This window comes from Pauljensenia sp. 27098_8_83 (assembly GCF_041432695.1).
GTDB lineage: Bacteria > Actinomycetota > Actinomycetes > Actinomycetales > Actinomycetaceae > Pauljensenia.
The window spans coordinates 58,893-83,383 of record NZ_JAPWAD010000009.1 but is presented as its reverse complement, the minus strand read 5'-3'; the positions used below and the strand labels follow the sequence as shown (position 1 = coordinate 83,383).

Here is a 24,491-nt window from a genome sequence, read left to right as displayed (position 1 = left end):
GACTGACCCGCAGCCACCGCCACAGCATCATGCTCAGTATCAACATCACCCGAATCAACAGCACCCAACAAATCCCCAGGCAACGTCCCCGCCTGCGACACAATGGCCGGCCCGACCGGGGCGGCGGGTGTCAAGCACGGGAAATCGCTCATGTCGGAAGCAACCGGCGCGCTGAACGCGTCCATGTTGAAGGTCTGCAGGCCGATGCCAAATCGTCCATAGGTGCCGGACGGGTAGAATGAGAAGAAGCCAGTGGCGGTGACATTCCTAGCGGCGATTGCTTTGGCTTCATCGGCCGAATTGGCGGCGATGGAGTAGAGAATCGTCACGTCGACCGTGTGAGCCGACGGGTTGGACGCATCCTTCTGGTAGGCCTCGTAGATCTCTTTCCAATTTACGTCGTTGAGCTTGATCTTGAATGTGTGGGTAAGGGGGTCGGAGCTCACCGGAGATTCAGTCACCGACGCGATCATCGACGAGGACTCCGAGGCGCTCGCGGCCTGAACCGTCGTTCCCTGCGGGAAGGTCACGGTGTAGTAGAACGAGGCACTCGTCGACACCGTGTCCTTGTCCCACGGGAAGTGACGGTCATCTGCCTCTTTCTTCACCTGGGTTTCGTAGGGCTTGAGCAGCTCGGTCATTTGAAGCTTTGCGGCGAACGTGCCGGTGTACGTCGCCGGGGCCTGCTCGTTTGCTGCGCACGCGCCCGAACCCGATACCGATGCGAACTGCGCGGCCGGCAGATCGGTTGCAGCGTGCGCGGCATCTCCTACCGTCGTCCAGCCGAGCGCAGCAAGCGCACCAACGCACGCCATCGCCACTGACCGCCGCCAGGCGGGTTTTGTGATGTTCATGATTTCTCCTAGTTGATGTTCCTGCGATCTATCGCTGGCGGATTGCGCCACACGGCGAAAGCACGCCCAAGGGCTTCCCGCACTGTATTGATAACTGTGTCGGAGGGCACGCGCAGACTTGCTGGGTACTCCGCATGCCCTCCGAGCGGTGATTACGAAACTCGCCTGCGTCTGACACCGAGCAGGATACCGACTCCGATCGCGCCCACAAGACCTGCGAATCTTACAACTTCGGCGTCCATTCCGGTTCGCGCCAAGGCAGGCTGGTCGACGACGAGCTGATTCTCAATCGTCCCCGCATCGACAGACACGCCGTTTTGCGAGACCACAGCCGTGAGTCGGGTTTCAGAGAGTGCGTATCCGCGAGGCGCTCGCTCCTCGCGAATCGTGTAGGTTCCGTATTCGACGTCTTTGAAGGTAACGAGTCCGTCGGCGTCGGAGGTCGCCGTCGCGATCTGCTGACCTTCACGTTCAAGAGCAAATGTTGCTCCGGCGAGACCCGCGTGCGTTTGAGAATCGACCTTATGGGCGATGATGTCAGCGCGAATACGTTCGTTGTTCACGCGCCCCGCGTCAACGACTTGCCCGTCTGCACTGACCTTTGCCGAGATGGTGTCGGTGGATACCAGCCAGCCGGTGGGTGCGTTCGTTTCACGGATTTCATAATCGCCGACGGTGAGGTTTTCAAACGAGACGATGCCGTCTGCACCGCTGACCTGCGTATCGCTCGGTTCTTCGGCCACGGTTCCGTCCTCTTCGACTCGATAGATCGCGAAGGTCGCACCCGCCAGCGCCTCGCCAGTCTTCGCATCGGTCTTGAGGAGGCGGATCGCACCACGCTCGGCGGTGTTGACAACCTGGCCGAGGTCAATCGTCGCTCCATCTGCGGTGACGACGACGCCGAGAGGCTTTTCCACCGTCAGGTACCCGGGCAGCCCCTTCGTTTCGCGAAGTTCGTACATTCCGTAGCGCACGGAATCAAAGGAGACACGGCCGTTGGCGTCGGACAGGGCACGCATCGCGGGAACGTCTGCGACCGTCGTTGAACCGTCGGGTCCCTTGGTCACCGGGTAGAGGGCGAACTCGACGCCTGCAAGTGGCGTGCCGTCGTCTGAGGTCTTGGTCAGGATGACCGTGCCTGTGATCGGTCGGTCGGTGACGGTGCCCGCTGCGACCGTCAGGTGCTGGGCGTCAACCGTGACGATCGGCGCGGCGTCAGAGATCGTGTAGCCTTCAGGTGCAGCAGTCTCCTTGACCCGATATACGCCCCAGTGGACGTTCGTGAACGTCGCGATCCCATCGGATCCGCTTGTGGCACTCATGACCGGCACCGACGCAGCGACGCCGGACGCATCAACCGGGAACAGACCGAAGGTCGCCCCTGCGAGAGCATCACCGGTTTCGTCGACCTTCTTTACCGACACCGTACCGTCGATCCGTTCGTTGACGACCGTACCGGCGTCAAAGCTGGGGCCTCCAAGCTCGAACGTCTTGAGATCGCCTTCGGCCTTGACGTATCCGTCCTTTCCGGAAAGCTCCCGAAGGACGTATTTCGCCCATGGAACGTTGGTAAACTGGGCTCGACCATCGTCACCTGTTGTTGCGGTGAATGCCGGAGTCGATGCGGTAGCATCGTTCGCGTCAACGGGGAAGAGGCCGAATGCGACTCCTGCGAGTGGCTGCTGGTAGTCGTCGGTCTTCGTCACCGTCACCGTCCCCTCGGCGCGAGGATCGGCAACAGCAAGCGCAATGGGAGAAACAACGCCTCCGGTAGTGGTGGCTCCCGTCGCGTCAATAGTGACGGTCTGATCCGCCACCCGCGCATAGCCCGTGAGCGGTTCGCCTTCGTGGAGGGTGTACGTGCCGTACGGCAGGTTTGCGAATGTGAGCGCGCCGTTCGCGTCGGTTGTTCCCGTCCACTGTGTCTGAGCCGGGTTAACGGTCTGCGTCGGCGCCTCTGAATCCAACCAGCCTTTGAATGTCAGAGTGAAGGCGACGCCCTCTTGGGCCTCTCCTGTGTCTTGTGCTGTCTTCGTGATCTCAAGATCACGCGTGCCAACAACTCCGGCGTATCTCGTTGCCGTGCGGGTCACGGGGTTGAGATCGAAGAGGTCCGTGCGTCCGTTCTCGTCCGCCGAGTTGACAACCGTTGCGTCACCCGGTGAGGTCGGCTTCGGCGACCAGCTCATCGCGTCGGGCTTGGTGAACGCGAGGGCATAGGTGCCACGCGGGTACACCGGCGATGAAGACAGTTCCGGATCGGCGAGTTGCAGGGTCGGGTCTGTGGAGGTGTGCGATCCGACGATGGCAGCCGGCGTCTTGGTGTCGACCGTGGTACCCGATGCTTCCGAGTCTTCGTACCCGGGGTTAGACACTGCGGAGCCGTCGCTCTTCACCATCGTCCAGGACTGGTTCGGGAGGAAGCGCTCGCCAGCGTCCTTCACGCCGTTCGCATTGAGGTCACGGAACACGGCACCGCGCGCACTGTAGCGATCCGTCGAGACGGTGACGTCGTTCGCCTCCACATATGAGGCGCCTGAACCCGCGAGGGCGACGGAGGCCACAGCCAACTTTCCGTCCTTGAAGTTCGAGTTGAGCGTGGTCGCAGGTTGGACCGGAATCCGCGCCGGCAGGATGACCCGCAGCGTCTCCTTGGAGTCGAGCACCTCCCCCGGCTTCAGGTCCGCCTTCACCGCGGTCACCGCAGTCCATCCTCCGTGCTCGGGGATCTCCTCAGCGGTGTACCACTGAGCATTGACGACCGAAGCAAGGTCAGTCCCCTGCTCTGTCACCGAATACAGAACAGTCACCCGGTCGGAAGCGTCTTTCGTGCCCGTCTCGCTTTCGACGAGGACCTTAGAGGCAGGACCCGTCAGCGGCGTGCGGAACGCGGAGGAATGTCCGCTCAGCGGAGCCCCGCCGTCGGTCGCCGTCGACTCCCAGTCGCGGTGACCATATGTGCCGTCCCTGTCGGAAACAATCTTGTGGTCTGTCGTACTGGGCAGGACGGAGAGCAAGCTCACCGTCGAAGTTGGCGTCAACGAGTTGTTCATGACGCTCAGCCGGTAGTAAACGGGCGAACCCAGATCCTGTGCCGGCGCCGACAGCGTCCAGTCCGATTCTCCGTTGAGAGAGGTCTCGATCTTGCCGATGATCTCCGAGGGCGCGATGAGCCGTACTCCGATCGTCGTGTGCGATACCTTGTCATCGGTCGCACCGTCGTCATCGAAATCAAGGGAATCGATGAGAGCCGTGTCGGCCGTCGGTTGAACGGACTCTGGTCCGTCCCACACCGTGTATGCGTCGAAGGTGTTGACACCGAAGTTCGCATAGAGGGTCATATCGACGGTGACGAAGGTCGCCACGCTCTCCGAGAGCCCGTACTTGGGCTGCGTGTAGTCGATGTCGCCGTAGGAGTAGATGAGCGCCGTCCGACCCGTGCCCTTGTAATCCTTCACGATCTTCGGTGTTCGCGCGGTCGCGTCCAGATCGCGCGCGATCTGGGTGCTGTCAGTGCGGACGTAGTTGACTCCGGGGGGAAGGAGAAGGACTTGGCGAACATTCTTCAGAGTGCGCGTCGCGCTTCCCCAGTCTAGCTTCGGATAACTGGAAATCTGAAGAGTCTTCAGTCGGGAGCACGTCTTCGGGGTGAGAGTGTCGGCTGCCGCGCCCTCGCAGCGCGAATACGTCGCCTCTCCATCATTCGTCCACCACCACGGGCCGCTCCACCAATCGGGGTCCCCGTTGCTGGGCGGATTGACGTCCGCACGCGCAGGCGTCCTAAGCGTAGTGCCGACTTTGGGCGCGAGCGGCCACACGACGGCGTTGTTGTCCGACTTCTGATTGTCCCAGTATTCGGCGCCGTCTTTCAGGGACTGCACGACCTGACCGTCGGCGCTCCCCTGTGTGACGGTCGACGACATGTCATTCGCGTACAGTTGCTTCTCGGTGTAGTAGCCGCTCTTCCACTTCGCCAGCTCCGCATCCGTTGGGAACGCCCTGACGAAGAACCAAGCGCGATAGTTGTCCAGTTCGAGCGGGGTATCGAAGACCAGTCGTAGCTTGGCGTACTCGCGGGCGGTGTCATTGATCGCGACGCGGTCGCCGTAGTCGAGGTCCTTTGCGATCTCCACCTCGGTGCCGTCCCGTTTGACGCCGTAGAGGTGGTTTCTGGTGGCATTGATCCGGGCTTTGATTTCATCCCCGGTCAGCGCGGATTCCCCGGCCAAGACTGTCCCAGCATTGTGACGCGTGCTAAAGAAATCGAACTGCTGGTAATACAGACGCGGGTCGAGGTCCGTGTCGACGACCTCGTGGACGAAGTGGTGCGTTCCTCCGGTCTTATCCGTGTAGCTGGAACCATTATTGGCCTGGTTGATGGAGAGTGCCCAGCGAAAGCCCGGGAGATCCTCAGGATACTCATCGGAGGCCATGACTCCGGGCGCGACACCCGTCACCTTGGACATCCGCGTGTGCAAATAGCCGCCCCAAGTGTATTCGATAGTGTCGCCATCAATCGTCAGATGGCCGTCTGAGGCATTGTCGTAGTGCCAGTCCGAGTAGGCATGCCCAAAAAGCGCCTTAGCTTGATAAATATCGGATCTCCCGTTGAACGGGACGACCTGTTCGACGAAGATGTGGCTCAGCTGCGCGGTACCGGCGTCCTGCTCCGTCGCCAGTCCCATGTCGGCCGTGGCATGAACGACAGGCGTGTAACGATGAGCACTGCCATCAGCGTCGACGGTGGGTGCGTTCCTATAGATCAGCGTGTACCCGAAATGCGATTTATACCGCTCACACATCTGCCAGTTCGAGTCGTACGAGCGAATCAAGCGCATGACCCGATGCGTGTCATCCACCCACGCCCACCCGCCATTAAGCGTCGCTCCCACAGCTAGCGTTTCAACGGTGTCAGCCCCCTCGGGGAGGGTGACATCGTACGTCATCGTATGATACTGGTAATTGCCCTGATTTGCGGACGTTGACGCGGCCTTTGATGACTCCGTGCACACGCCGAAGTCCGTGGTGAGACCCGCCGCTGGCGTGTGGTTGGTCTGAGTCTCACTGTTAAACCTGGTGACCCCAATCTTCCTATTGTTCTCATCAAGGACATCCCCCTGGTTGTCCTGAAGGTAGTACCCCATGTGGGGGAACATCTGGAAGACCTGATTGGCGTCAGCCGACTTCGCGGTAAACGTGATCGCCTTCGTATCTGTCGTGACCTCGCCGACCTTCAGCTCGATCGTCGGCGTTACAGTTGTCCCATTCGGCGTGATGCCATCAAGGAAGGAGAAATTGAAGGGCAACTGGCTGAACTGACCGCCCTTCATGCTCGGGAACGTGTACGTCAGGATCCACGCATCCTCTGTTTCCGAGCGGGCCGTGCCGCCTCCGGCCTGCACAGCAAGCTCGGAATCCACGAACGCCGGGGTCGAAATCAGTAGCTTGCCCTCCGCGTCGCGCACCTTGGGAACCGTGAGGGTGAGTGCGACGTCTTGCGCGGTGGCGGAGTCGTCTCCCGATGCCGCGATCTGGGCGACCGCCGGGATTGACTCACCAGACCAGTAGTCCAACTTTTGCGTTGGATTCAGGTCACCGCTCGCATAGGCCTTGAGCCCATCGTAAGTTCCCAAGAATAGGTCGAGATTGAGTCCGCCTGCGGCGAAGGCTACAGGAGGGGGCAACACTCCTGGCAGAAGCAAACTCAGAGCGAGGAGAAGAACCAAAAAGGGCGCCTTGAAACGGCGCTTCGCGGTGCTGAAGGATTTCACGGTAAGTATCATTTCATACTCCGTCCTCTTAGCGCAACTGCCCCCGCACCTGCACGACTACCACCGCCCCGCTTTGGCTCTCCCTCGCCGCGTCGGTTGCCCCCGCACCTGCACGACTACCACACAAGGAAACCAGCCGCGGCCTCGGCAATTGCGATGAAAAAGAGCAGGCCCGCTCAAACGAGCGGACCTGCTCTGCTGAAGATTCAGCGATCGCTAGGCGATCAACAAAGTCACTTCAGGATCTTGGTGACACGACCGGAACCAACGGTGCGGCCACCCTCACGGATAGCGAAACCAAGGCCGGGCTCCATGGCGATGGGCTGGATCAGCTCAACGGAGATCTCGGTGGTGTCGCCAGGCATGACCATGTCGGTGCCCTCGGGGAGGGTGATGACGCCGGTCACGTCCGTGGTACGGAAGTAGAACTGCGGACGGTAGTTCGAGAAGAAGGGGTTGTGGCGGCCGCCCTCTTCCTTCTTGAGGATGTAGACCTGGCCCTCGAACTCGGTGTGGGGCGTGATGGAGCCGGGGACGGCCACAACCTGGCCACGCTCGACCTCGTCGCGCTTGGTGCCACGCAGCAGCAGACCACAGTTCTCGCCAGCCCAGGCCTCGTCCATGGACTTGTGGAACATCTCGATGCCGGTAACCGTGGTCTTCTGGGGCTCACGGATACCGAGGATCTCGACCTCGGAGTTGATGGGCAGCTTGCCACGCTCAACACGACCGGTGACAACCGTGCCACGGCCGGTGATCGTGAAGACGTCCTCGATGGGCATGAGGAACGGCTTGTCCATGTCACGCTCGGGGGTGGGGATGTACTCGTCCACCGCGTCCATGAGCTCCTCGACCTTGGCAACCCACTCGGGGTCGCCCTCGAGGGCCTTGAGAGCGGACACCTGGATGATCGGGGCGTCGCGGTCGAAGTCCTGGGACTCGAGCAGGTCGCGCACCTCTTCCTCAACCAGTTCCATCATCTCTTCGTCGTCGACCATGTCGGACTTGTTCAGTGCGACGAGGATCGTGGGGACGCCGACCTGACGGGCGAGCAGAACGTGCTCGCGGGTCTGGGCCATGGGGCCGTCGGTGGCGGCGACAACGAGGATCGCGCCGTCCATCTGGGCCGCACCGGTGATCATGTTCTTGACGTAGTCGGCGTGGCCGGGGGCGTCAACGTGCGCGTAGTGGCGCTTCTCGGTCTGGTACTCGACGTGGGAGACGTTGATCGTGATACCACGATCGCGCTCCTCGGGAGCGTTGTCGACCTGATCGAAGGGGGTGTACTCGTTCAGATCGGGGTACTTATCGTGCAGCACCTTGGTGATAGCTGCCGTCAGCGTCGTCTTGCCGTGGTCAACGTGACCAATCGTGCCGATGTTGACGTGCGGCTTGGTGCGCTCAAACTTGGCCTTCGCCACTTGTGTCCTCCTGGACTCGGGTAGATATTCTCAGCCTACGGCTAGGTGCCACTTTAACACCACTGGGGCTTGAGACCTACTGGGTTTACTTGTGTGTGAGGCGGCTCGCAGGGCAGGTGACCTGCCCCGCGAGCCCCCGGTGGGACTCAGTTGCCCCGAGACTTGCCGACGATCTCATCCGCGACGGCGCGCGGAACCTCGGCGTAGCTGTCGAACTCCATGGAGTAGACAGCGCGGCCCTGCGTCTTGGAGCGCAGGTCGCCGACGTATCCGAACATCTCGGACAGCGGCACCTGAGCCTTGACGACGCGCACGCCGTGCTGCTCGTCCATCGACGAGATCTGACCACGACGAGAGTTGAGGTCGCCGATGACGTCGCCCATGTACTCCTCGGGAGTACGAACCTCAACGGCCATGATCGGCTCGAGGAGGACGGGGTTAGCCTTCTTGGCGGCTTCCTTCAGCGCCATCGAGCCAGCAACCTTGAACGCCATTTCGGAGGAGTCAACCTCGTGGTAGGCGCCATCAAGCAGCGTGGCCTTGATGTCAACCATCGGGTAGCCTGCGAGAACGCCGGACTGCATGGCGTCCTTGATGCCCGCATCGACCGACGGAATGTACTCGCGAGGAACGCGGCCACCGGTGACCTTGTCCTCGAACATGTACTCTTCCTCGGAGTCGGCCGGGAGGGGCTCCAGGGCGATGATGACACGCGCGAACTGGCCGGAACCACCGGTCTGCTTCTTGTGCGTGTACTCGTACTTCTCGACCTTCTTGCGGATGGTCTCGCGGTAGGCAACCATCGGGTTACCCACGTTGGCCTCGACCTTGAACTCGCGACGCATACGGTCGACGATGATGTCGAGGTGGAGCTCACCCATACCACCGATGATGGTCTGGCCAGTCTCGGCGTCGAGCTCGACGGTGAACGTCGGGTCCTCTTCCGCCAGCTTCTGGATGGCGACGCCCATCTTCTCCTGGTCGGCCTTCGACTTGGGCTCGACGGCAACCTGGATAACGGGGGCGGGGAAGGTCATCGACTCGAGGACGATCGGCTTGTCGATAGCGGCAAGCGTGTCACCCGTGGTCGTGTCCTTCAGGCCGATCACCGCGTAGATGTGGCCAGCGTGTGCCACGTCGACGGGGTTCTCCTTGTTCGAGTGCATCTGGAAGATCTTGCCGATGCGCTCCTTCTTGCCCTTGGTCGAGTTGAGGACCTGGGAACCGGACTCGACCTTACCGGAGTACACGCGGATGAAGGTGAGCTTGCCGTAGAAGGGGTGAGCGGCGATCTTGAACGCCAGAGCCGAGAAGGGTTCCTTCTCGTCGGGGTGACGGACCTCGGTCTCTTCCTCGGTCTCAGAGCCGGGGAGGAAGCCGCGAACCTCGCCGATGTCAAGCGGGGAGGGCAGGAAGTCCACGACGGCGTCGAGGACGGGCTGCACACCCATGTTGCGCAGAGCGGTACCGCAGTAGACGGGGAACGCGCGCGAGGAGATGGTCAGGAGGCGGATGCCTTCCTTGATCTGCTCGATCGTCAGCTCGCCGTTCTCCAGGTAGGCCTCGGTCAGCTCGTCGGAGCCCTCGGCGGCGGCCTCAACGAGCGCCTCGCGGTACTCTTCAGCCTTTTCCTGGTACTCGGCGGGGATCGGGCCGCGCTCGACGATGGAGCCGAGCGTGTCGTTGCCCTTGTCATCCTTGGCCGGGTAGGTCAGGGCCTCCATGGTCAGCAGGTCGATGTTGCCGACGAAGTCGTTCTCGGCGCCCATCGGGAGCTGCATGACGATCGGGGTCGCGTGCAGGCGGTCGCGGATGGTACCAACCGAGAAGTAGAAGTCGGCGCCCATCTTGTCCATCTTGTTGATGAAGCAGATACGCGGGACGTCGTACTTGTCGGCCTGACGCCACACGGTCTCGGACTGGGGCTCAACGCCCTCCTTGCCGTCGAACACGGCGACGGCGCCGTCGAGGACGCGCAGCGAGCGCTCAACCTCAACGGTGAAGTCAACGTGACCGGGGGTGTCAATAATGTTGATCTGGTTACCGTTCCAGAAAGAGGTAACGGCGGCGGACGTAATCGTGATGCCGCGTTCCTTTTCCTGTTCCATCCAGTCGGTCGTCGAGGCGCCATCGTGCGTCTCGCCGATCTTGTAGTTGATGCCCGTGTAGAACAGGATTCGTTCCGTCACGGTCGTCTTGCCGGCATCGATGTGAGCCATGATGCCAATGTTGCGGACCTTGTTGAGATCCGTCAGCACCTCTAGTGCCACGAGTGTGGTTCCTTCGTTCGAAGTAATGGGTGTTCTTGCTGCGTGAGACGAGGCCCGGTTGCCCAGGCCTCGTCTTTAAATCACCAGCGGTAGTGCGCGAAGGCGCGGTTGGACTCAGCCATCTTGTGCATGTCCTCACGACGCTTCACGGCGGCACCGAGGCCGTTGGAGGCGTCGAGGATCTCGTTGGCGAGACGCTCGGTCATGGTCTTCTCGCGACGCTGACGCGAGAAGTCGACCAGCCAGCGCAGGGCCAGCGTCGTGGCGCGCGCGGGGCGAACCTCGACGGGGACCTGGTAGGTCGCACCACCGACGCGGCGGGAGCGGACCTCAAGGGCCGGACGGATGTTCTCGAGGGCGCGCTTGAGCACGGAGACGGGCTCCTGCTCGGTGCGCTCACGAACGGTTTCAAGTGCGCCGTAGACGATGCGCTCGGCGACGGTCTTCTTGCCGTCGAGGAGGACGCGGTTGACCAGCTGGGTCACGACCTTGGAGCCGTAAACCGGGTCATCGACGAGGGGGCGACGGGGAGCGGGGCCCTTACGAGGCATTACTTCTTCTCCTTCTTCGCGCCGTAACGGGAACGAGCCTGCTGACGGCCGCGGACACCCTGGGTGTCGAGCGAGCCGCGGACGATGCGGTAACGCACGCCGGGCAGGTCCTTCACACGACCACCGCGCACGAGCACGATCGAGTGCTCCTGCAGGTTGTGGCCCTCACCGGGAATGTACGCGGTGACTTCGATGCCGGACGAAAGGCGCACACGGGCGACCTTTCGCAGAGCCGAGTTCGGCTTCTTCGGCGTGGTGGTGTACACACGGGTGCACACGCCGCGACGCTGGGGGGAGCCCTTCAGCGCGGGGGTCTTCACCTTCGCGCGCTTCGAGACACGTCCCTTGCGGACGAGCTGCTGAATGGTAGGCACTGGGTCTCCAGTTTCTTTCCGTCGGCGGCCTCCCCTCACGTCGAGGGGCGGCCCTGATTGTCAGTCTTCCGCGACTGCATGACCCCCGCGTGGGCACACGTGTCCGCTGGGGGCCGGTGCGCCATGATAACCACGAGGGTCAGAGAATGACGCCCGGAGCTCCGACGGACGGAGCCCGCTCCCGGTTTCCCGGGCACAGAGGTCCCACAGAGGCGGGAACCATCCTCAAGGATAGTGGGAAACGTCGCCATTCGTCAAAGGGGCTTCACTGTGGTTCCCCCCTCATCGACGAGGCCGGGGCCGAGGTGCGCTCGTACTCTTCAGTACCGGGGCGATTCGCCTCCTACTCCGACGCTATGTCTCCTCCTCTTGGCTGCTCTCACAGCGTTCTTTTGTTTTCTTGAGCGCTCATTTCATCCGATTCGCAGCGCGGAGGGGCCCGCAGGCACGTGCCTGCGGGCCCCTCCCCCACGGGTCAGCGATACTCACCGCCACCCGAGGGCCGCGCCGTCCGGGCAGCCCCGGATCGGTCACTCTTCCGTATTCTCAGCCCCTGCCTCGTCGATCGACGCGTTGGGCTCGACGGTGATCACCGCCTGCGCCTTGCGGGTCCGGTAGCGGCGGATCGCCACCACCTCGAGGCCCAGCAGCGACAGGATCAGGATTCCTGCTACCACCCACGTGATGTACTCCCACGCGTTGCGGGTGACCTCGGGCTGACCATTCTCGTACATCCACGAGTTGGCGACCGTGTAGAGGATGTCGTGCGAGGCAGTGCGCAGAGCGGTCACGCCCGCCGCGTCCTGCACGTTCACCGTCGCGATCGGCATGTCGAGCGTCGCGAGCATCATGTCGCCGCCATTACGCGTGATCTGATCAGCGTTCTGGTAGCCGTAGCCCGCGAAGTAGTCGGTGAGGACCATGCCACGGAAGCCCCACTCGTCGCGCAGAACATTGTTCAGGAGCGCCGAGTTGGCACCCGCATACTCGGGGCCGATGTAGTTGAACGCGCTCATGATCGCGTGTGCGCCGCCGTCCTTGACGCCGATCTCGAAGGAACGCAGGTAGACCTCGCGCATCGCCTGCTCGTTCGTCCAGGTCGCGAGCATGTGCGTGCGGTTCGTTTCCTGGTCATTGAGGGCGAAGTGCTTGAGGAATGGCCTGGGCGCCCTTGATCTCCTCGGCGACCTGCGAACCCGCCAGGACCGGGTCCTCCGAGAAGTACTCGAAGTTACGGCCCGCGTAGGCGTAGCGGTGCGTGTTCGTCGCCGGCGCGTACCAGCCCGAGACCTGCATGTCGTGCGCCATCGTGCCGATCGCGTCACCGAAGGAGTGCGCGAGCTCCTTGTTGAAGGTGGCCGCCACGGAAACCGCGGAGGGCAGGCCGATCGAGCCAACGCCTGTGAAGTTGTTGTTCAGCGAGGCGGGACCGTCCACGTCGGAGACGCGCAGCTTGCCGATCGAGGAGATCGCCGGGGAGCCGTAGCCGCCCTTGGAGATGAGCGTGTTCATCTCCTTGACGGTCAGCTGGTCGAGGAGCTGATCCCACTTCGGGTCGTTGTAATCGAGGCCCGCGAGATCACCCAGGACGAGGCCGTTCTTGGCACCCGTGGTCGGCATTGTCGCGCTGCTGTCGGCGTCAGCGGCCGCCGCATCGTAGTTCGAGTTCGCGAGGAACTTCGCCTTGTTGGCCTCGCTCATTTCGAAGTTCGTGGGGGCAGCAGTTGCCTCCACGAAGTTGGCGAAGTGGCCCACGCGCGACAGGTAGGTAACGTCACCCTTCGCGTTATCGAACTGGTTAGTGGCCACAACCTTGTCACCATTGTGCGTGTTTTCAGCGGTGTTGAAGGTCTCGGTGGCCCCCACCGTGTACGTCTTCTCATCGATGACGTCGTGCGAGTTCGAGCGAGCGGAGATCTTGTAGTCGCCGGCCTCGAGCACGTAGGCCTTCGCGTTCGTCGCGTCGTAGGACGCGAGATCGTCACGGTTCCAGGAAACCGTCAGCGTCTGGGACTCGCCGGGCTCCAGCAGCTTCGTCTTGTCGAACGACAGCAGGTTCGCAGACGCCTTTTCGATGCCACCATCCGTGTAGGGCGGGTTGTCGTAGACCTGCACGACATCCTTGCCTGCGACCTGGCCCGTGTTCGTCACGGTCACGTTCGCGGACATGGCACCCGTGGCCTCGTCGACCGAGATATCGCCCATCGACTGGGAGAACGTCGTGTAGGACAGGCCGTAGCCGAAGGGGTAGACGACCTCGTTGCCGTAGTCGATGACGCCCTCAGCGGCGGCCGTCTCGTACCAGCGGTAGCCGACGTAGATCGAGTCGTTGTAGTTGACGAAGGACGGCTGCGTCTGCGTGCCCTTATTGAAGGGGTCATCCTGGGCGAACTCCGTCATATTCGTGTACTGGAAGTCGCCGAAGTTGTTAGCGGCGGGACCAGCCTTAATGTCGCGCGCGAAGGTGTCAGGGGTCTTCGCCGACGGGTTCACCTCGCCGTCCAGGATGCGGCCCAGCGCGTTGAAACCAACCTGGCCTCCGGGAATCGCCCACACGATCGCGTCGATCTCCGGGTCATCCTGTAGGTCACCCAGCTGGAAGGCGTTCGCAGCGTTGATAACAACAACCGTCTTCGTCGACGTCTTCTTCGCCAGCTCGATCATGTCCTTCTCGGGACGCGTCAGCTCGAGGTAGCCCTGGCCGTCCTCGAAGTCCGTGTACTCATCGGAGTTGTTCGTGTAGCTGAAGTACGGGTTGTCAGCCATCTCCTTATTGACATCGCGCGGCAGGTCGAAGCCCTCGCCGCCCGAGCGAGCGATCGTCACGACCGCCGTATCGCCGAAGGCAGTCGCGTTGGAGAGCAGGTCGTCGGAGTACTTGTCCTGCGTGGGTTCGGGCAGCGACCAATCGGCCTTGAACATGCCGACCTCCGGGCGCTCAGCGCGGTACGAGGTGTACAGGTTCGTCAGCTCATCGTTCGTGGTGAAGCCCGCGTTATGGAGACCGTCCAGGAGGGAGGTCGTCGGGTTGTCCTTCGACAGCGAGCCGGAGCCAGTGCCGCCGTAGATCGGGTTCGTTGAGCCCCAGCCCCACACGTTGATCGCGGAGCCCTTGGCCAGTGGGAGAGCGCCGTTGTTGTTCTTCAGGAGGACCATGCCCTCGTCCGAAATGTCGTTGCCCAGCTCTTCGACCTGCGCCTTCGACGCGTCCGTCAGCGCACCAGTGCCGGCCGCAAGGTCGAGCACCGTCTTGAAGCCGCCGTACATCATCGACACGACGGCGACGACAATCGCGACGAACGCTGCGACCCACGCGGTCGAGCGCGTGAGCTTACGGGCAGGCTTGCCCATCTTAAATACAGCGAGGGAGACGATGATGGCGAGCGCCAGCGCCACGCCGATGACGATCAAGGGGACCTTGATCGACTCAACCATCTTCCACACATCAGACCAGTTGATGGAAAGCATTGTTGATGTCCTCTTTCAGTTCCGAAACCCTGCATCCCAGAGCAGATCAGCTCCCTTGCCTCCCCTGTGAATGTCTCCATCGACGCAGGTCGCCGCAGACCAGAGGGCAGTGGGGAACCGCCACCACCTATTCAACCGCACGGTCGCCCCAGCGTGGTGCGGCCTCGTTCGTTCTGTCGGATTCACCGCACAATCTGTCAGGGTGAGAAAGCTGGAACCCCGCTGGCTTCGCCGCCTACGCGGAAGGCGACTCTCCCCGCCACCGACGAGGATAACCACAGGGGATACACGAGGGCCCGACCCCCTCGCGGGGACCGGGCCCTGTGACGTTGTCGACCGGATCTCCGATCAGCGAGCGCGGCGCCTCGCCACCACGAGGCCGACGCCGGCGACGGCGAGCAGGCCAACGAGCGCGATGGCAACGCCGGTGTTCGCGCCGGTGCTGGCCAGCTTGTTGCCGTCAGTGCTCTTGCCGCCCGCAGGCTGCGGCTGCTCAGGAGTCGGCTGGGACTGTTCGGCAGTGGGCTGCGGCTGCTCAGGAGTCGGCTGGGACTGCTCGGGAGTCGGCTGGGGCTCCTCGGGAGCCGGAAGCTCGGGGAAATCGCACGTCGAAGACTGCGAGGTATCGGACTCGACGATGGCTGCGCCACTCGTCGTCGTCCCCGAGATCTTCACGAGCGGAGTAACCTCAGCGCTGCCGGCGATAAGGAACGAGAACTTCACCGACCCGTTGGCGGGAAGCTCCATATCCTTGAAGGTAAGCACCTTGCCCGCGACCGTCGGCTCGGGGGCACCGCTGACCGACTGGGGAACGTAGGTGGCGTCGTCCGACAGGGTCGCAATGACCGTCTGAACCGACTTGACATCGCGGTTCGGGTTCGTGATCGTCACGCCGATGGTGCGCGTCGCGGTGGAGTCGGCACCCGGCTGTGCGACGGCGCACGTCGCGGAGGACAGCGCGACCTGGCCCTTCGGCGAGAAGGAGGTGACGAGAGAGTAGTCGACCGTCGCATTCGGCTCGAGCGTACGAGTCCAGCTCAGAGCCATGCCGTTGTCCCGGTTGGAATCTGCACGCTCGAGCTTGTTGGGCAGAGGCGCGCGATCCTTAAGCTTATCCCAGACCTCGTTATAGGAACTGTAGTAGTAGTTCGAACCGGCGGTCGTCGGGACGAACTGCTCGACTCGGCCACGATCCGTATGCTGGCCGGTTTGCGGATCCTCCGCTCGGCAGATGATCGTCCCCGTGCTCTCGTCATACTCACCGAAGCCGTAATCGTTGTCCTGAAGGTAGCAATCCGCCGCATGGTAGAGAGTAAAATCCTGAGCTGCATCCGAGATGTTCTTCACCGACGAGGTCGTCGCGTAGAACTCATTGCCCGTTGAGTAGGTGTCCGTCTGCGTGATCTCGAATCCACCGCCGCGAACGACAGTCGTGAGGACCCACGGATCGGTTTGAGTACCCGTTCCTGACTTCGTTTGCGAAACCGGCGTCCAGGTGGTCGTCCCCATCGACGTCGCAGCTCGCGAATTCAGCTCCCCCGGACCGAACAGCTCAGATCCCACAGCGAGGAAGGTTCCACAGTCCGCTGGATCATGAGCGGATCGACTGTTGAAGAACTCGTTGTACCTATCGCCCTGGTAGTTAATCGAGCAGTTGAGTGTGTCGGAGATGGCAATCCGAACGAGCGGTCCGTCCGCATCCTCAATCGTGGGACCCGCGGCGAAGGCTGCCAACGGGTTGAGAACGAGGGTCGCGGAGCCGAGCGCTGCAATGACCAGTTTCTTGGACAGGCGCATGAGGAGACATCCTTAAGCGTTGATGGATAGTGTGCGGCCAATCTAGCATCCGCGCGTCAGCTTTCCAAATGGTTGAACTTGTCATCTTCGACCGTCGCAGCTGGCGCTCGAAATGCACCGCCGCGAGACGTCCCCGGCGCGCTCAGGGCAAGCAAGCAGACACGACAAGGGGCCCCGGCCTCGTCACGTTTTCACGGACGAGGCCGGGGCCCCAAGCGGTCACGAACCGGATTACTCGCGGAAGTTCATGCCGAAGTCGATGGCACCCAGCGCGTCGAGGAAGTCCTCGGACACAGAGCCGTCACCGAAGTCGGCCTCGGAGTAGTTCGAGTTCGCCATGGCCTCAGCCGTCGGCTCAACGATGACGTCGTTGTAGCGCGACAGGCCGGTGCCGGCCGGGATGAGCTTACCGAGGATGACGTTCTCCTTGAGGCCCACCAGGGAGTCCGACTTGCCGTTCATGGCGGCCTCGGTCAGGACCTTGGTGGTCTCCTGGAAGGACGCGGCGCTCAGCCACGAATCCGTGGCCAGCGACGCCTTCGTGATGCCCATCAGCATCTGGCGACCGGAGGCGGGCTGGCCGCCCTCGGCTGCGACGCGACGGTTCTGCGTCAGGTACGCCATGCGGTCGACGAGCTCGCCGGGCATGAACGTCGTGTCGCCGGGCTCCAGGATGGTGACGCGGCGCAGCATCTGACGGACGATGACCTCGATGTGCTTGGCGTGGATACCCACACCCTGGTCGCGGTACACCTTCTGGACCTCGTCCACGAGCATCTTCTGAGCCACGTTGCGGCCCATGATGCGCAGGATCTCCTTGGGATCCAGCTGGCCTTCGGTCAGCGGGGTGCCGGCCTCGACGTGCTGACCCTCGGACACGAGGAGCTTCTGGCGACGCGACACCTCGATGACCAGGTCTTCCTTGCCGTCGTCACGGGTGATGACGACCTTACGTGCGCTCGGGTCTTCGTCGTCGATGTGGACGCGGCCGGCGGCCTCGTTCATCTTCGCCTCGACCTTCGGGCTGCGGGCCTCGAAGAGTTCCTGAACACGGGGCAGACCCTGCGTAATATCCGCAGCGGAGGCGGCACCACCGGTGTGGAACGTACGCATCGTCAGCTGCGTGCCGGGCTCGCCAATCGACTGGGCGGCGATAATGCCGACGGCCTCGCCGATGTCGACCTGCTTGCCGGTGGCCAGCGAACGGCCGTAGCAGGCCGCACAGGTGCCGACCTGTGACTCACAGGTGAGGACGGAACGGCAGACGATCTGCTCGACGCCGGCGGCAACCAGCTCGGCGAGCTGGTCATCACCCAGGTCGGTGCCCGCGGGCATGACGACCTCTCCGGCTTCATTCACCGCGTCGCGGGCGAGGTTACGGGCGTAGGCGGTCGTCTCGATGGTCTCGGATGCCTCCCACTCACCGAACTCGTTCTTGTGAGCGATGTCGATCTTCAGGCCGGCGCGGGTGCCGCAGTCGGCCTCGCGGACGATGACGTCCTGCGAGACGTCGACCAGACGACGGGTCAGGTAGCCAGACTCGGCGGTACGCAGAGCCGTATCGACCAGGCCCTTACGGGCACCGTGCGTGGCGATGAAGTACTCGAGAACCGTCAGGCCCTCGCGGTAGTTCGCCTTAATGGGCTGCTCGATCAGCTTCTGCTTCGGGTCGGACACGAGGCCACGCATACCGGCGATCTGCTGAACCTGCGACCAGTTACCACGGGCACCCGAGTTCACCATGCGGTACACGGTGTTGCGCTCGGTGAAGTTCGCGCGCATGTCCTCAGCGACCTCTTCGGTGCACTGCAGCCACAGCTTGACGAGCTCCTCGTAGCGGGTCTCCTCGAGGATGATACCGGTCTCGAACTGCTCGACGATCTCGGCGGCCTTGGCCTCGTAGCGGGCCAGGATCTCGCGCTTACGCGGCGAGGCCTGAATGTCGGAGAACGCGATCGTGATACCCGACCAGGTCGACCAGTGGAAGCCGGCCGACTTCAGCGCGTCGAGGCAGTCCGCCACGAGCACGTTCGGGTAACGCTGGGTCAGCGTGTTCACGATGTTGCCGAGCTGCTTCTTGCCGACGACCTCGTTGACAAACGGGTAGTCGGTGGGCAGCTGCTCGTTGAAGATCGCGCGGCCGAGGCTGGTCTCGAGGATCAGGTCGTCGCCACTCTCCCAACCCTCGAGGGCTTCCCAGCCCTCGGGCGGCACGGTGCCGTCGGCGAAGCGGATGCACGCGGTCGCGTTCAGGTCCAGGTTGCCGGCGTCGAACGCCATCTGGGCCTCCGCCTGGCTGGAGAAGTACGGAATCACGGGGTTTCCGTCTTCGTCCTTCTCGACCGGGACCGACGGGTCGGGGTTCGAGGTCAGGTGGAACAGGCCGATGATCATGTCCTGCGACGGCATGGCCACGGGGCGACCGTCGGAGGGCTTGAGGATGTTGTTCGTCGACAGCATGAGGATGCGGGCCTCGGCCTGCGCCTCAGCGCCCAGCGGCAGGTGGACAGCCATCTGGTCGCCGTCGAAGTCGGCGTTGAAGGCACCACAGGCGAGGGGGTGCAGCTGGATGGCCTTACCCTCAATCAGCTGGGGCTCGAACGCCTGAATACCGAGGCGGTGCAGCGTAGGTGCACGGTTGAGCAGCACCGGGTGCTCGCGGATGACGTCGTCGAGGACGTCCCACACCTCGGGGCGCTGACGCTCCACCTTGCGCTTGGCGGCCTTGACGTTCTGCGCGTAGTTCTTCTCGACCAGGCGCTTCATGACGAAGGGCTTGAACAGCTCCAGGGCCATCTGCTTGGGCAGACCACACTGGTGCAGCTGCAGCTGCGGGCCGACGACGATAACGGAACGACCCGAGTAGTCGACGCGCTTACCGAGCAGGTTCTGACGGAAACGACCCTGCTTACCCTTGAGCATGTCCGAGATCGACTTCAGCGGACGGTTGCCCGGGCCCGCAACGGGGCGGCCGCGGCGGCCGTTGTCGAAGAGGGCGTCAACGGACTCCTGAAGCATGCGCTTCTCGTTGTTGACGATGATCTCGGGGGCACCCAGCTCGAGCAGGCGCTTGAGTCGGGTGTTGCGGTTGATGACGCGGCGGTACAGGTCGTTGAGGTCGGAGGTCGCGAAGCGGCCACCGTCCAGCTGAACCATGGGGCGCAGGTCCGGCGGGATCACGGGGATCTTGGTGAGGACCATCGAGGCCGGCGAGTTGCCGGTCGCAACGAAGGCATTGATGACCTTCAGGCGCTTGATGGCGCGGGCCTTGCGCGGGCCGGAGTCGGAGGCGATGGTCTGGCGCAGCGCGGCGACCTCGCCCTCCAGGTCGAAAGTCTCCAGGCGCTTCTGGATGGCGGCTGCGCCCATGTCACCCTTGAAGTAGGTGCCGTAGCGGGCCACCATCGCGCGGTAGAGACGCTCGTCGCCCTCGAGGTCGCCGACCTTGAGGTCTTTGAAGCGCTCCCACACGGCCTCGAGGCCTTCGATGTCACCGTCGAAGCGGCGGCGAATCTTGGCCATCTCACGCTCGCCCTGCTTGCGAGCGCGCTCGCGCTCGGCCTGCGAGGCGCCGTCCTTTTCCAGGGCGGCGATGTCGGACTCGAGCTGCTCCGCGAAGTCGTTGATCGTCGCGTCGCGGTTGTTCTCCATCTGCTTCTTCTGCACTTCGAGTTCGGCGCGCAGTTCGGCCAGATCCTCGTGGCGACCCTTTTCGTCGACCTCGGTGATCATGTAGGCAGCGAAGTAGATGACCTTCTCGAGGTCCTTGGGCGCGAGGTTGAGCACGTAGCCCAGGCGCGAGGGAACACCCTTGAAGTACCAGATGTGCGTGACGGGGGCGGCGAGGTCGATGTGACCCATGCGCTCACGGCGGACGCGGGAGCGAGTGACCTCAACTCCACACTTCTCGCACACGATGCCCTTGTAGCGCACGCGCTTGTACTTGCCACACGCGCACTCCCAGTCGCGCGTGGGGCCGAAGATCTGCTCACCGAACAGGCCGTCACGCTCGGGCTTGAGCGTACGGTAGTTGATGGTCTCCGGCTTCTTCACCTCACCATGGCTCCAGACGGCGATGTCGTCGCCGGTGGCCAGGGTGATCTTCAGGCTGTCGAACGTTTTGGCGTCCAGCAAAGTTATCTCTCCCTATCAGATCGCATCGATGGTCGCCGCAGCGTTCGGACGAGCATCAAGAGTGATGCCCAGGTCCTCACGCGCATTGAAGTCTTCGTCCTGCTCACGCAGGTCAATGACGTTGCCGGCCGCGTCGAGAGCTTCGACGTTCAGGCACAGCGAGCGCATTTCCTGGATGAGGACTCGGAAGGACTCGGGGATGCCGGGCTCGGGGATGTCCTCGCCCTTGACGATGGCCTCGTACACCTTGACGCGGCCGGTGGTGTCGTCGGACTTGATGGTCAGCAGCTCCTGGAGGGCGTAGGCGGCGCCGTAAGCTTCCAGGGCCCACACCTCCATCTCGCCGAAGCGCTGGCCGCCGAACTGGGCCTTACCGCCCAGCGGCTGCTGCGTGATCATCGAGTACGGGCCCGTGGAGCGGGCGTGGATCTTGTCGTCGACCAGGTGGTGGAGCTTGAGCATGTAGGTGTAGCCCACCGAGATCGGGTACGGGAACGGCTCGCCGGAGCGGCCGTCGAACAGGCGCGCCTTGCCCTCGTAGTTGGTCAGGACGTCGCCGTCGCGGTTCGGGTTCACGTTGCGCAGCAGGCCCGCGAGCTCGTCGGCCTCGAGGCCGTCGAACACGGGGGTGGCGACGGGTGTGCCCGGCTCGGTCTTGATGCCGTCGGCGGGCAGGTGCGCTGCCCACTCTTCGCCGGCCTCAACAGCGGCCGAGGCATCCCAGCCCTGGTGTGCGAGCCAACCGAGGTGGTACTCGAGCACCTGGCCGACGTTCATTCGGCCGGGGACACCCAGCGGGTTGAGGATGATGTCGACGGGCGTGCCGTCGGCGAGGAAGGGCATGTCCTCGACCGGGAGGATCTTGGACACGACGCCCTTGTTGCCGTGGCGGCCGGCCATCTTGTCGCCGATCGTGATCTTGCGTCGCTGGGCGACGTAGACGCGCACGGTCTGGCGGACGCCGGGGTTGAGGTCGTCTTCGTCGTCGTTGAATTCGCGGACGCCGATGACGATACCCTCTTCGCCGTGGGGGACACGCAGGGAGGTGTCGCGCACCTCGCGGGCCTTCTCACCGAAGATGGCGCGCAGTAGGCGCTCTTCGGAGGTCAGCTCGGTCTCTCCCTTCGGGGTGACCTTGCCGACGAGGATGTCGCCTGCGGTGACCTCGGCGCCGATGCGGATGATGCCGCGCTCGTCCAGGTCAGCGAGGGATTCCTCGGAGACGTTGGGGATATCGCGGGTGATTTCTTCCTCACCGAGCTTGGTCTCGCGGGCGTCGACCTCGTACTCCTCGATGTGGATCGAGGTGAGGATGTCCTCTTCCACGACGCGACGGCTCAGGATGATGGCGTCCTCGTAGTTGAGGCCTTCCCACGACATGTAGGCGACGAGCAGGTTCTTGCCGAGCGCGACCTCACCGTTGGAGGTGGCGGGGCCGTCGGCCAGGACGTCGCCGGCCTCGACGCGGTCGCCCTCGTCCACGATAACGCGCTGGTTGGTGCAGTTACCGGGGTTGGAGCGCTCGAACTTTTCGAGGCGGTAGGAGTCGCGGCCGCCCTCATCCGTGGAGACGACGATCAGGTCCGCGGAGACCTCGGAGACGACGCCGGAGTGGGCGGCGAGGATCATTTCGCCGGAGTCGTGCGCGGCGCGCAGCTCCATGCCGGTGCCGACCAGCGGGGCTTCCGTGGTGAGCAGCGGCACGGCCTGACGCTGCATGTTCGCGCCCATGAGGGCTCGGTTCGCGTCGTCGTGCTCCAGGAAGGGAATGAACGCCGCGGCGACGGACACCATCTGACGTGCGGACACGTCCATGTAGTCGACGCGATCGCGGGCGATCAGGGTCGGGTCTTCGCCGGCGACACGGCACAGGACGTCGTGCTCGGCGAAGGTGCCGTCCGCCGTCAGGGGCGACGAGGCCTGGGCGATGAAGTGGCCCTTCTCGTCGTCCGCGGTGAGGTAGCGGATTTCGTCGGTAACCTTGCAGTCCTTGACGACGCGGTAGGGCGTCTCAATGAAGCCGAAGGGGTTGATGCGCGCGAAGGTCGCGAGCGAGCCGATGAGGCCGATGTTCGGGCCTTCAGGGGACTCGATCGGACACATGCGGCCGTAGTGCGAGGGGTGGACGTCTCGAACTTCCATGCCCGCGCGGTCACGGGACAGACCGCCGGGGCCCAGGGCCGACAGACGGCGCTTGTGGGTCAGGCCGGCCAGCGGGTTGTTCTGGTCCATGAACTGCGAGAGCTGGGAGGTTCCGAAGAACTCCTTGATCGCGGCCACGACGGGGCGGATGTTGATCAGCGTCTGGGGCGTGATCGAGTCCGTCTCCTGGGTGGTCATGCGCTCGCGCACGGTGCGCTCCATGCGGGCGAGGCCGGTGCGGACCTGGCCCTGGATGAGCTCGCCGACGGCGCGGATGCGGCGGTTGGCGAAGTTGTCGATGTCGTCGACCTCAACGCGGACCTCGACGGGCTCGCCGCCTCGGGTGCCCGCGAAGGTCTTGTCGCCCTGGTGCAGGGCGAGGAGGTACTTGACGGTCGCGACGATGTCCTCGAGGGACAGGGTCGAGGCCTTGGGGTCGGCTTCGATGGCCAGCTTCTTGTTGATCTTGTAGCGGCCGACCTTGGCCAGGTCGTAGCGACGAGAGTCGAAGTAGAAGTTGTTGAGCAGCGTCTGGGCGGCGTCGACGTTCGCGGGCTCGCCGGGGCGCAGCTTGCGGTAGATGTCGAGCAAGGCCTCTTCCTGCGTCGCGACGGTGTCCTTCTCGAGGGTTTCGAGGAGGACCGGGTAGTCGGCGAAGGTGTCGCGAATCTCAGATTCGGTCATGCCGATGGCCTTGAGGAAGTGGGTCACCGACTGCTTACGCTTGCGGTCGATGCGCACGCCAACGGTGTCGCGCTTGTCGATCTCGAACTCGAGCCATGCGCCACGCGAGGGGATGACCTTCGCGCCGAAGGTTTCCTTGTCCGACGAACGGTCCGAGAGCTTCTCGAAGTACACGCCGGGGGAACGCACGAGCTGGGAGACGACGACACGCTCGGTGCCGTTGATGATGAAGGTACCGCGGGGGGTCATGAGCGGGAAGTCGCCCATGAACACGGTCTGGGACTTAATTTCGCCGGTCTCGTAGTTCATGAACTCGGCGGTCACGTACATGGGTGCGGAGTACGTGTAGTCCTTCGCCTTGGCTTCCTCCATGGAGTACTTGGGGGATTCGAGGCGGTGGTCGTGGAACGACAGGCTCATGGTGCCTGCAACGTCCTCAATGGGGGAAATCTCGTGGAAGATTTCTTCGAGGCCGGAGACGTCGGGGACATCGTTACGGCCGGATGCCTGAGCGGCTTCGACGCGGGCCTTCCACGCGTCGTTACCCAGCAGCCAATCGAAGCTTTCGACCTGCAGGCCCAGCAGATTGGGGGCCTGGAGAGGTTCACGAAGCTTAGCGAATGAGATGCGGTGCTTGGGCTGTTTGGCGGTGCTGTTGGCAGCCAAAGGGGATCCTTCCCTGCATGAACGGTGCGCACGCTGCCTTATCACCCATTATCTGACGCGTCCTGGTCCGTCAAGCGCCTGTTACGACGGCTGGATACGGGTCACCTCGGGCATGATAAGGCGCAAATACTCAGGCTACCGTGAGTCGCATCGCGAGTCAAGGCAGGATGTGATATGTGCAGGGTTTCACGGGAACGAGGCCGTGGCCAGCTGGTTCGTCGGGGCGGTGCTGGGGACCCTGGTGTGGGTGGTGCCGATACGAGTTGGCTCTGCCGAATCATACAGGAATTCATGCCCATGACTCATGAGTCATCGCCATATGAATATGCACCACAGCGTTTCGCGCTCGCCCCTCAGGT

Annotated in this window: 11 protein-coding genes; all 11 read right to left on the bottom strand. The window is 63.1% G+C overall.

The window, feature by feature from the left end:
* The coding region (locus O3656_RS05070; RefSeq protein ID WP_500062914.1) for a hypothetical protein at positions 1 to 854 on the bottom strand (854 nt) is incomplete at its 3' end.
* Between the two features lie 152 nt (positions 855 to 1,006).
* On the bottom strand, positions 1,007 to 6,487 hold the full coding sequence (locus tag O3656_RS05065; RefSeq protein ID WP_500062913.1) for an MSCRAMM family protein: 5,481 nt from the start codon (positions 6,485 to 6,487) through the stop codon (positions 1,007 to 1,009).
* A gap of 371 nt (positions 6,488 to 6,858) precedes the next feature.
* Complete coding sequence (tuf, locus tag O3656_RS05060; RefSeq protein WP_500062912.1) at positions 6,859 to 8,046, bottom strand: elongation factor Tu; 1,188 nt, start codon at positions 8,044 to 8,046, stop codon at positions 6,859 to 6,861.
* Positions 8,047 to 8,192: 146 nt separating this feature from the next.
* Positions 8,193 to 10,316, bottom strand: a complete 2,124-nt coding sequence (gene fusA, locus O3656_RS05055; RefSeq protein ID WP_500062911.1) for an elongation factor G — start codon at positions 10,314 to 10,316, stop codon at positions 8,193 to 8,195.
* Between the two features lie 80 nt (positions 10,317 to 10,396).
* Positions 10,397 to 10,867: a 30S ribosomal protein S7 gene (rpsG, locus tag O3656_RS05050; protein WP_003790637.1), complete on the bottom strand. Its 471-nt coding sequence runs from the start codon at positions 10,865 to 10,867 to the stop codon at positions 10,397 to 10,399.
* On the bottom strand, positions 10,867 to 11,241 hold the full coding sequence (rpsL, locus tag O3656_RS05045) for a 30S ribosomal protein S12 (protein ID WP_003790639.1): 375 nt from the start codon (positions 11,239 to 11,241) through the stop codon (positions 10,867 to 10,869). Before rpsL ends, rpsG begins: the two co-directional genes overlap by 1 nt.
* Positions 11,242 to 11,771: 530 nt before the next feature.
* Positions 11,772 to 12,350: a glycoside hydrolase family 3 N-terminal domain-containing protein gene (locus O3656_RS05040; protein WP_500062910.1), complete on the bottom strand. Its 579-nt coding sequence runs from the start codon at positions 12,348 to 12,350 to the stop codon at positions 11,772 to 11,774.
* A 22-nt stretch (positions 12,351 to 12,372) separates the two neighbouring features.
* Positions 12,373 to 14,709, bottom strand: a complete 2,337-nt coding sequence (locus O3656_RS05035; protein ID WP_500062909.1) for a glycoside hydrolase family 3 C-terminal domain-containing protein — start codon at positions 14,707 to 14,709, stop codon at positions 12,373 to 12,375.
* A 348-nt stretch (positions 14,710 to 15,057) separates the two neighbouring features.
* Positions 15,058 to 16,506, bottom strand: a complete 1,449-nt coding sequence (locus O3656_RS05030; protein ID WP_500062908.1) for an LPXTG cell wall anchor domain-containing protein — start codon at positions 16,504 to 16,506, stop codon at positions 15,058 to 15,060.
* A 231-nt stretch (positions 16,507 to 16,737) separates the two neighbouring features.
* Entirely contained in the window at positions 16,738 to 20,640 is a 3,903-nt protein-coding gene (locus tag O3656_RS05025; RefSeq protein ID WP_500062907.1) for a DNA-directed RNA polymerase subunit beta', read from the bottom strand.
* A 15-nt stretch (positions 20,641 to 20,655) separates the two neighbouring features.
* Entirely contained in the window at positions 20,656 to 24,132 is a 3,477-nt protein-coding gene (gene rpoB, locus O3656_RS05020; protein WP_500062906.1) for a DNA-directed RNA polymerase subunit beta, read from the bottom strand.
* Between the last annotated feature and the right edge of the window lie 359 nt (positions 24,133 to 24,491).

Bases quoted from the DNA above. Each gene is read 5' to 3' on its own strand.
- rpsG (WP_003790637.1), bottom strand. From the start codon at position 10,867: ATGCCTCGTAAGGGCCCCGCTCCCCGTCGCCCCCTCGTCGATGACCCG.
- O3656_RS05040 (WP_500062910.1), bottom strand. From the start codon at position 12,350: ATGCTCGCGACCTGGACGAACGAGCAGGCGATGCGCGAGGTCTACCTG.
- O3656_RS05035 (WP_500062909.1), bottom strand. From the start codon at position 14,709: ATGCTTTCCATCAACTGGTCTGATGTGTGGAAGATGGTTGAGTCGATC.
- O3656_RS05030 (WP_500062908.1), bottom strand. From the start codon at position 16,506: ATGCGCCTGTCCAAGAAACTGGTCATTGCAGCGCTCGGCTCCGCGACC.